This is a genomic window from Streptomyces sp. NPDC058375 (assembly GCF_042723425.1).
Classification (GTDB): domain Bacteria; phylum Actinomycetota; class Actinomycetes; order Streptomycetales; family Streptomycetaceae; genus Streptomyces; species Streptomyces durocortorensis.
Window position 1 is genome coordinate 1 of record NZ_JBHXJG010000277.1, and the last position, 9360, is coordinate 9360.

The window sequence follows — 9360 nt, forward strand, 5'->3', positions numbered from 1 at the left end:
CAGGGGATGTGCGGGCCGCCGCGGTCCGGTCTCAGTCCCGGGCCGGGGCCGGGCGGCCCCTCAGCCGCGGGGCGCGGAGCACCAGCAGCATCTCGAAACGCTGGTCGGGTTCGTCGATGGCGTCGCCCCACAGCTCGCGGATCTGGCGCAGCCGGTAGCGGGCCGTCTGCGGGTGGACGCCGAGGCGGGCGGCCACCTCGGGGGCGCCGCCGGGGGTCTCGATCCAGGCGAGCAGGGTCTCGGCCAGCCGCCGCGACTGGGTCGGGCTGAGGCCGTCCAGCGGGGCGAGGCAGCGGCGGGCCGAGGCGTCGATCAGCTCCTGGGCCGGGAGCAGGACCAGCTCCTCCGTCCGCTCGGTGCAGTGCAGCACCTCGCCCTGCGGCAGCAGGTCCTTCTTGATCAGCTGGACCGCGGCCTCCGCCCAGCGCAGCGAGGTCGCCGCGGCCGCCAGCGGCACGGCCGGACCGATCGCCCCGGACCAGCCCGCCGTCGCCCGGCGCAGGGTCTCCGCGCGGCCCGCCGTGTCGGGATCCGGGATGACGATGCGCGGCTGCTCGCTCTCCATCTCCAACAGGATGCCCTGGCCGACCGCCGGGGCCACCGCCTCCCGGGCGGGACGGATGAGGACGCCCACCGCGATCGTCTCGGGCAGCTCCCAGCCGATGCGGGCTGCCCGCTCGGCCAGGGCCCGGGTCGATTCGACACGGTGCTCCATGAGGAGCATCTCGATCAGCTGGCGCTGGAGGCGGAGGCGTTCGCTGGCGCGCCGGGCCGCCGCCTCGGCGTAGCCCCGTACCGACTGTTCCACGAGTCCGTCCAGATACTCGAATCCCGATTCGGCCAGCTCGTACATGGCGGGCGCCGGGATGTCGATCTGCTGGCCGATCTCGGCGAGCCTGCGCCAGGTGAGCCGGACGCCGAAGCGGTAGATGGCCTGGAGCGAGTCGAGGCTGCGGCCCTCCAGGCCCTCGCCCCGGCCGAACTCCTGGAACATCTCCGGCGGCACCCGGGGGTGCGCGCCGGAGGTGAGGTTGTCGACGAACCCCTCGATGGCACGGCGGATGCCGACCAGGGCCAGCGGCTCCCCGGACTCGTCCTCGACCAGGTGGAGGTAGGGGTAGTCCCGGCGGATCGCCTGCAGGATGGTCTGGGCGAGCTCCGGGGCCTCGGACAGGGCGATGGTGGCGAACCGGTCCAGTTGGGACCGGGGCACCTCCTGCCAGGCCGTGCGCGTCATGGAGCCGCCGGTGCGGTGTCGTAGCTGATCAGTGGCGTATTGGGCTGGTCGGGGGTGGCGTCGAGCAGTGCCACGACACCGAACGCCGCACCTACGGCGAGCGCCGCGGCCACGGTTGCGGTGGCGACAGCGGCGATGATTCTGCGCATAGTCGGGTCAGCTCCTTGCTGGAGGCGATCCCCACCCCGTGAGCCGGGCCCCTCCGGCTGGCACACAGTGTCGACAGGTCATTGACATCTCGTCAAGGCCTTGCCTACTGTTCACGCCAATCAAGGGCTGACCGGCCCGGGGCCCGTGCACCTCCGCGAAGAGATTTCGACCCAGGAGTGCCCGGATGCGCCGCAATGCTTCACCCCTCTCGCTCGTTCTGCTGGGGGCGGGGGTCTTTCTGCTCGTCCTCGCACCACTGCTCGTCTGGTATGTCCAGCCGCATGCCAAGCGCACCCCCATAGACACCGACACGACCACCGTGTTCACCGGGACCGGAAGCTATTTCGACACCGGTGAGGTGGAGACGGTCGACGACGAGACGATCACGATCACCCGGCAGGTGCGCGGGGACGTGGCCGACAGCGAGAAGAGCGGCAACGCCGTCTGGGACGTGTCCACGTCCGTCGACCACGACGGAACGCTGCCCGCATCCGATCCCCGTGACGCCCTCCAGTGGACGCTGGAGCGCTGGGTGACGGACCGCACCACCAACGAGCCCGTGCACTGCTGCGAGGAGTCCCCGACCTTCGACGGGGAGGCGTACCTGAAGTTCCCCTTCGACGTCGAGAAGCGCGCCTACCGCTGGTGGGACAGCACGCTCGGCGGTGTGGTGCGGCTCTCCTTCGAGGGCGAGAAGAAGATCCAGGGGTACGCCGGCTACCTCTTCAAGGGCGAGGTCGAGCCCACCAGGACCGGGGTGCGTCAGGTGCCCGGAGTCCTCGTGGACCGGAAGAAGACGCCCCAGGTGCTGGCCGAGGAGTGGTACTCCAACAGCGGCATCGAGCTGGTCGTGGACAAGCGCACCGGCCGCATCATCAACGCGGCGATCGGCCCGAAGAAGACGCTGCGCGCGCCGGGCTCGAAGAAGGACGCCGTGGTGCTGCTGGAGAGCAAGCGGGTGGAGTTCACCGAGGCGACCCAGAAGAAGCAGGTCGAGCTGGCGTCGGCGGACAGCGACCGGCTGGCGATGCTCGGCGAGAAGGCACCGGCCGGAGCGGCCGGGCTGGGGCTCGTGCTCACCGTCGTGGGGGTCGTCCTCGTGGTCCGGGGGCGCCGAGAGACGCCGGAGACCGAAAACACTCACATGATGACGAGTACGCACACCTGAGTTACCCGCAAGTTGTTGCGCCGGTGAGTAGCCGGGCGGTAACCCGTGCCGAAAACTGTCTATCCCCACCAGAGCACGGCCCCCCGGTCTCCCTTTACCCGTCACATCACGCGCGATCCCCGCCCCGCCCCGTTCCGCCCCTCCGTCCTTCCTGCTCACTCCCTCCTCCACCGTCCGCGGATACCCTCCCCCCTCTTTCCGCTCATCCCGAGTCCCCGCACCCCGAGCCGAGTTGGAGCGCCCAATGCCCCAGCACGTTCCTCCCCCACTGCTCGATGCAGTCACGCGCCAGGGTCAGGGCCCGGCGTCCTCCAGGGTCCACGCGGCCCCGCGACGCATCGTCTTCCTCGCCCACCGCGACCTGGGCAACCCGGCCGCCGGCGGCTCCGAGCTGCTGATCGACCGGCTCGCCTCGGGCCTGACCGAGCAGGGCCACGACGTCACCCTTCTGTGCGGCGGCCAGGCCGCCCGCAGGCCCTACCGGGTCGTCTCGGCGGGCGGCAACCTGGGTCACTACCTCGGCGCCCGGTCCGCCTTCGCCCGGCAGGTCGGCGACTGCGACCTGCTGGTCGAGGTCTGCAACGGCATGCCGTATCTCGCCCCGCTGTGGCATCGCGGGCCCACCGTGTGCCTCGTCAACCATGTGCACACCGACCTGTGGGACATGCGGTTCCCGATGCCGGTGGCGCGGGCCGGGCGGAGGCTGGAGCACTGGGCCCTGTCCCGGGCCTACCGCGACCACCTGATGATCGCGGTGTCCCCGTCCACGGCGGGCGCGCTGCGTGACCTGGGCGTGCCCGACCACCGGATCAGGGTGGTGCACAACGGCGTCGAGGAGCCGAGCCCGCAGGGCGACCGGTCCGAGACCCCGCTGTTCACGGCGCTGGGCCGGCTCGTCGACTACAAGCGCATCGACCTGCTGCTCCAGCTGTGGGAGCGGGTCCGGCCGGTCACCGGCGGCCGGCTCGTCATCGTCGGCGACGGCCCCGAGCGGGCCCGCCTGGAGCGGCTCGCCGGTCCCGGCGTCGAGTTCGCCGGCCATGTCACCGAGGCGGAGAAGCACCGGCTGCTCTGCGCGTCGTGGATGCTGCTGCATCCGGCGGCCGTGGAGGGGTGGGGGCTGGTCGTCACGGAGGCCGGCGCACGCTCCACCCCGACCCTCGGCTTCGACGTGCCGGGCCTGCGCGACTCCGTCGAGGACGGCGTCACGGGCATCCTCGCCCAGGGCGCGTCCTCCTTCGCCGCGGCCTGGTGCTCGCTCGCCCTGGACGACCAGCGGCGCGAGGCGATGGGCAAGGCCGCCCGGGAGCGCGCCGCCGCGTTCCGGTGGACCAGCAGTGTCCGGCAGTTCATGGCGGTCGCCGCCGAGGCGACCAGCGGTGTGAACGCCCCGGCGATCGGTGCGAGCGCGTGAGAGACCCTTCCTTCCGGCGCTCGGTCGCCCTGTTCCGCGCCTTCATGCGGGAGCAGGGCGACCCGGCGACGGCGTACACCCTGCTGGCCCGCGACGCCGCGGACCAGGTGGAGCGGTACGGTCCGGTCCGGGGCAAGGTCGTCGTGGACATCGGCGGCGGCGACGGGTACTTCACCCGGGAGTTCCGCCGGCGCGGCGCGCACGGCTACCTCTTCGAACCGGACACGGCCGAGCTCAGCCCCGGCGAGCGCGCGGACACGGTCGTCGCCGACGGCTATCTGCTGCCGCTGGCCGACGGTGCGGCGGACGTCTGCTTCTCGTCCAACGTGCTGGAGCACGTCGCCGATCCGCACACCTTTCTCAGCGAGATGGCCCGGGTGACCCGCCCGGGCGGCCTGATCTACGTCTCCTTCACCAACTGGTACTCGCCCTGGGGCGGCCACGAGTGGGCCCCCTGGCACTATCTGGGCGCCGAGCGCGCCCGGAGCCGCTTTGAGCGCCGCACCGGCCGCCCGGCCAAGCACCGCCTCGGCGACAACCTCTTCCGGATCGGCGTCGGCGAGACGCTGCGCCATGTCCGAAGCCGCAGTGACGTGACCGTTCTCTCCGCACGCTCCCGTTACTGGCCCGTCCTTCCCCAGCTCGTGCCGCGGATCCCCGTACTGCGGGAGTTCGCCACCTGGAACCTCCTCCTCATTCTCCGGCGGTGTTCATGACCAGCGCTGTCCACCCACCCCGGCCCGCGGCCCCGGACGGCCCGGGCCCCGAGCCCACCGTCCCCGCCGAGGGCCCGCCGCAGGCGCGCTCCCGGCGCTGGCTCCTGGGGTTCTGGGCCGCCGCCTTCGTGGCGTTCCTGGCGGTGTCGCCGGGGCGGATGACCTTCGACACCAAGCTGGGTGTCGTCACGGCTCCCGGCCGGTTCCTCGGTGACCTGGGCGAGCTGTGGCACAGCCGGTCCGGGTTCGGCGGGATCGCCGACCAGTACATCGGCTATCTCGTGCCGATGCTGCCGTACTACGGCACCGCCGAACTGCTGCGGGTGCCCACCTGGCTGGCCGAGCGGCTGTGGCTGTCGATCATCGTGGCGACCGCCTTCTGGGGTGCGCTGCGGCTGGCGGAGCGGCTGCGGGTGGGCTCTCCGGCCACCCGGCTGCTCGGCGCGGTCGTCTACGCGCTGTGGCCGACGTACACCATCGTGGTGGGCTCGACGTCCGCCGCCGCGCTGCCGGGCGCCCTGCTGCCGTGGGTGCTGCTGCCGCTGACGAACCCGCGCCTCACCCCGAGGATCGCGGCGGTCCGCTCCGCGCTGCTGATTCCGCTGATGGGCGGCGTCAACGCCGCCTCCACGCTGGCCTCGCTGCTGCCGGTCGGGCTGTATCTGCTGTCCCGTCCCGGCGGGCCGCGCAAGCGCGGGCTGCTGCTGTGGTGGATACCGGGCGTGATCATGGCGACCGCCTGGTGGATCGTTCCGCTGCTGCTGCTGGGGACGTTCGGCGAGAACTTCATGCCGTACGTGGAGTCCTCGTACACCACCACGACCACCATGTCGGCGACCGAGGTGCTGCGCGGCGCGGGCAACTGGGTGGGCTATCTGAACTTCGGTGAGGCCTGGCTGCCGGCCGGCTGGACCGTCGCGACCGCGACCGTCACGATCCTGGGCTCGGCTCTCGCCGCCGCCCTGGGGCTCGCGGGTCTGGCGCGGCGTGATCTGCCCGAGCGCCGCTGGCTGGTGCTGACCGTCCTGTCCGTCGCGCTCGTCACGCTCGCCGGGTACGGCGGCGCGCTGGGCGGCCTGTTCCACGGCACGGTGCAGGACTGGCTGGACACCTGGCTGGTGCCGTTCCGGAACATCTACAAGTTCCAGACGGGTCTGGCGCTGGCGCTGGCCCTGGGGCTGGCGCACATCGTCGGCGTCGCCACGGTGGCCGCCGCCCGGCGGGGCCCGAACCCGGCCCGGATGCGCCGGCTCGCGCCGGTCGTCGCCGCCGCGATCGTGCTGCCCGGTCTGGCCTGGCCGTATCTCAACGGCTCGATCCTCCAGACGGGTTCGTTCCAGAAGGTCCCCGACTACTGGGAAAGCACCGGGAGTTGGCTGAAGAACAACTCGCCGGACGACCGCGCACTGGTCGTCCCGGCGACCGCGCACGGCATCTACACCTGGGGCTCCCCCATCGACCAGCCGCTGGACGTGCTGGCCGAATCGCCGTACGCACAGCGTGATTACGTCCCCTTCGGCACACCCGGCAACCGGCGGGCGATGGACGCCGTCGAGCAGGCCCTGACCTCCGGTGGCGAGGTCCCCGGGCTCAGCGAGTACCTGAACCGGGCCGGGTTGCACTATGTGGTGGTCCGCAACGACCTGGACCCGGACCAGCTGGGCTACGTCCCGTCCACCACGGTGAAGCGCACCCTGGAGGCGTCCGGCTACAGCCGCGTCAAGGGGTACGGGCCGGTGATGACCGCCGGCCGGATCGCGGCGGACACCCCCGTGCAGGTCGAGGGCCTGTATCCGCGCCAGCGGGCCGTGGAGATCTACGAACCGCCCAAGGGGACCGAGCGCCCCGGGCGGGCGGAGGCCACCCCGGTCGCCTCGACGGCCGTGGTGAGCGGTGGCCCGGAGGCGCTGCTGCCGCTGTCGGCGAACGGCGCCATCGCGGGCCGGCCGACCGTACTGGCCGGTGACGCGCACCCTGGTCTGGGACGGCCGTCGCTGTACGCGGCGGGCGACGGGCTGCGGCGCGCCGACACCCGGTTCGGCCTGGTCAACTCCAACACCTCGTACACGTACACCGCCGACGAGCGCAACGCTGAGGAGTCCGCGCAGGACCCGGGGCGTGAGCCGCGGCAGATCCTGCCGACGTCCGGGTCGAAGCACCAGACGACGGCGGTGATCCGCGGGGCGAAGTCGGTCAGCGCGTCCTCGGTGGGCAACTGGCTGTTCCATCTACAGCAGTACGACCCGGTCAACGCGTTCGACGGCAACCCGGCGACCGGCTGGGCGGAGGGTTCTCCCGGCTCGCCCAAGGACGAGTGGGTGCGGGTCGACTTCTCCACCCCGACGAACCTGCCCAGCTCCATCCAGGTGACACCGCTGCCCAGCGGCAACGTGCGGGCCGCGCCCACCGTGATCCGGGTGCAGACCGACAAGGGCTACGAGGACAGCCCGCTGCGGACCGACGGTTCGGCGCAGCAGGTGGCCGCGCCCGCCGGGCAGGCCGCCTGGCTGAAGGTGACGATCCTGGAGTCCCAGCAGGGGCGCCCGGGGCTGACCGGGGCCGGATTCACCGACATCGCCATCCCGGGCGTGCAGGTGACCCGGATGCTGGAGCTGCCCAACGACGCGCCGCGCGAGGGCGCCGACTCGACGATGTTCTCGCTGCGGCGGGGCAGCGACCCGGGCGGTCTGTCGTCCGTGGCCGCCGAGGTCGGCCTGGGCCGGCAGTTCACCGCGCCGGAGGCGGGCGACTACACCGTCTCGGCGACCGCGCTGCCGGTGCCCGGCGAGGCGCTCGACAAGCTGCTGTTCGAGCTGACGGGCGAGCGGGACAAGATCGAGGTGGCCGCCGACTCCACGGCGCGCCTGGGCACCAACCTCAGCCCCCGCAACCTCACCGACGGTGACCTGACCACGGCGTGGATCGCGGGCGAGCGTCCCGTACTGCGGCTGAAGTGGCCGGAGAAGCGGCCGGTCGGCGAGATTGTGTTCGCCGCGGCCGGCGGTCTGTCGGCCCGCGCCGAGCAGGTCCAGATCAGTTCGCCGGACGGTACGGCGGTGGCCTCGGTGGACGAGAACGGCATGGCCCGCTTCTCGCCCATCAATACCGACCGGATGGACATCACCATCTCCAAGACGGCGCCGCTGACCGTGCACAACCCGGTGGCCGACAGCCAGTTGCAGCTGCCGGTCGGGCTGAGCGAGGTCTACATCCCGGCGCTGGAGGAGTTCCGCTCTCCGCAGCCGAAGCCGGACCAGAAGTTCAGCCTGCCGTGCGGCAAGGGCCCGGTCCTCTCCGTCGGCGGCACGTACCTGGAGACCAAGGCCGAGGGGCGGGTGCGGGATCTGACCCAGCGCAGGCCCATCGAGGTCTCGCTGTGCACCGACGACAGCAAGGTCGAGCTGGCCGCTTCGTCGACCACCGTGCAGGCGGGGGACGAGGGTCCGCTGGCCATCACCGACGTCACGCTGAACAACGGTGCCACCGAGGCCGCGGCGGCGACGCCGCGCTCGGTGGACGTCGAGCAGGGCGAGGGCGACCGGCGAACCGTCGAGGTCGGGGCCGGTGAGGCCTCCTACCTCCAGATCCACGAGAACCACAACAAGGGCTGGAAGGCCACCCTGGACGGCAAGGAGCTGACGCCGCTGCGGATCGACGGATGGCAGCAGGCCTGGCTGGTGCCCGAGGGCGAGGGCGGCACGGTCACCCTGGAGTACGAGCCGGCCACGGTCTACCGGTGGGGTCTGATCGGCGCGGGCGTGCTGTTTTTGGCGCTCGTGGTGCTCGCTCTGGTGGGCCGCAAGGGCACCGGCCGTAACGAGGCCGAGACAGCGGCCGAGGAGCAGCCGGCGCCGCCCGGGCCGGGCCTGATCCTGGGCACGGTCGCCCTCACGCTGGTGGGCGTGGTGATCGCGGGCCCGGCCGCCGTGGCCGTTCCGCTGCTCGCCGTCCTGGCGCACTTCCGGCCGCGGCTACTCGCGCCGGTGGCGTTCGCGGCGATGGCCGCCGCGGGGGTCGTCGCCGCGGTGGGCACCGGGGAGAGCACGGCGACGGATGAGGGCGCGTTCGGCGCGACGGCTCAACTCCTCGCCCTGATCGGGCTGTTCGCGGCGCTGGTCACGGTCGGGCGCGAGCCGCTCGGCAGGCGGGCCGCCGGGGGCCGGGGTACGGCGGCACCGGCCTCCGCCGGTGGCGAGGCGCCCACGGTCCCGGCGCAGGCCGCCGCCCCCTCGGGCCGGACGGTCTCCACCGACCCGAAGCGCCCGCAGGGAACTCCGCCTCCCGCACCCGGAGTCGGGTACGCGCCCGCCTCGGCCGCTGGCGAAAGGGAAGGGCGCGACGGCGGTGACGGCGACGGCCCGACCCAGCGGCTCGGCGGTCAGCAGCCGCCGGCCGGCCCCGGAGGGAAGACCTGATGGCGACCACGCAACACCCCCGGGCCCGGGGCGGCGCGCCCCGGCCCGGGTCGCCGGCCCGGGTGCCGTTCCCGGTCGTCGACGAGGTGGCCCGGCACTGCGCGCAGGACGCCGAGCCGAACACGGTGCACATCGAGATCCATCTGCCGGGCCGGGTGGACGAGGGGCGGCTGCGCTCCGCGTTCGCCGAGGCGCTGGCCCGGCACCCCCGGGCGCTGATGCGGGAGCGCGCCCGGTCCCCGTTCGCCCGGCGCTACGAG

6 protein-coding genes and 1 pseudogene are annotated in these 9360 nt (G+C 72.7%); 5 read left to right on the forward strand and 2 right to left on the reverse strand.

Annotated elements, in window-relative coordinates; all coding sequences use genetic code 11:
* Positions 1–31: 31 nt before the first annotated feature.
* Together ACFWM7_RS30355 and ACFWM7_RS30360 are read right to left on the reverse strand one after the other, a co-directional pair.
* Positions 32–1237: a helix-turn-helix domain-containing protein gene (locus ACFWM7_RS30355; protein ID WP_383266623.1), complete on the reverse strand. Its 1206-nt coding sequence runs from the start codon at positions 1235–1237 to the stop codon at positions 32–34.
* On the reverse strand, positions 1234–1386 hold the full coding sequence (locus ACFWM7_RS30360; RefSeq protein ID WP_383266626.1) for a hypothetical protein: 153 nt from the start codon (positions 1384–1386) through the stop codon (positions 1234–1236). Before ACFWM7_RS30360 ends, ACFWM7_RS30355 begins: the two co-directional genes overlap by 4 nt.
* Before the next feature lie 185 nt (positions 1387–1571).
* On the opposite strand from ACFWM7_RS30360, the gene ACFWM7_RS30365 reads away from it, so the two are divergent.
* From ACFWM7_RS30365 to ACFWM7_RS30385, 5 genes and pseudogenes are all read left to right on the forward strand, one after another.
* Positions 1572–2555, forward strand: a complete 984-nt coding sequence (locus ACFWM7_RS30365) for a DUF3068 domain-containing protein (RefSeq protein ID WP_383266628.1) — start codon at positions 1572–1574, stop codon at positions 2553–2555.
* Positions 2556–2799: 244 nt separating this feature from the next.
* Positions 2800–3969, forward strand: coding sequence for a glycosyltransferase family 4 protein (locus tag ACFWM7_RS30370; protein WP_383266631.1), 1170 nt, complete (start codon positions 2800–2802; stop codon positions 3967–3969).
* Complete coding sequence (locus tag ACFWM7_RS30375; protein ID WP_383266634.1) at positions 3966–4685, forward strand: class I SAM-dependent methyltransferase; 720 nt, start codon at positions 3966–3968, stop codon at positions 4683–4685. The genes ACFWM7_RS30370 and ACFWM7_RS30375 overlap by 4 nt, the downstream gene beginning before the upstream one ends.
* A complete protein-coding gene (locus tag ACFWM7_RS30380; protein WP_383266636.1) occupies positions 4682–9100 on the forward strand; it encodes an alpha-(1->3)-arabinofuranosyltransferase family protein in 4419 nt (1472 codons plus the stop codon). Before ACFWM7_RS30375 ends, ACFWM7_RS30380 begins: the two co-directional genes overlap by 4 nt.
* Positions 9100–9360, forward strand: a pseudogene (locus tag ACFWM7_RS30385) (condensation protein); the annotation flags it as partial. The gene ACFWM7_RS30380 and the pseudogene ACFWM7_RS30385, both read left to right, overlap by 1 nt.

Excerpts from the sequence above, each read along its gene's own strand:
- ACFWM7_RS30355 (WP_383266623.1), bottom strand. The coding sequence starts at position 1,237 with ATGACGCGCACGGCCTGGCAGGAGGTGCCCCGGTCCCAACTGGACCGG.
- ACFWM7_RS30360 (WP_383266626.1), bottom strand. The coding sequence starts at position 1,386 with ATGCGCAGAATCATCGCCGCTGTCGCCACCGCAACCGTGGCCGCGGCG.
- ACFWM7_RS30365 (WP_383266628.1), top strand. The coding sequence starts at position 1,572 with ATGCGCCGCAATGCTTCACCCCTCTCGCTCGTTCTGCTGGGGGCGGGG.
- ACFWM7_RS30370 (WP_383266631.1), top strand. The coding sequence starts at position 2,800 with ATGCCCCAGCACGTTCCTCCCCCACTGCTCGATGCAGTCACGCGCCAG.
- ACFWM7_RS30380 (WP_383266636.1), top strand. The coding sequence starts at position 4,682 with ATGACCAGCGCTGTCCACCCACCCCGGCCCGCGGCCCCGGACGGCCCG.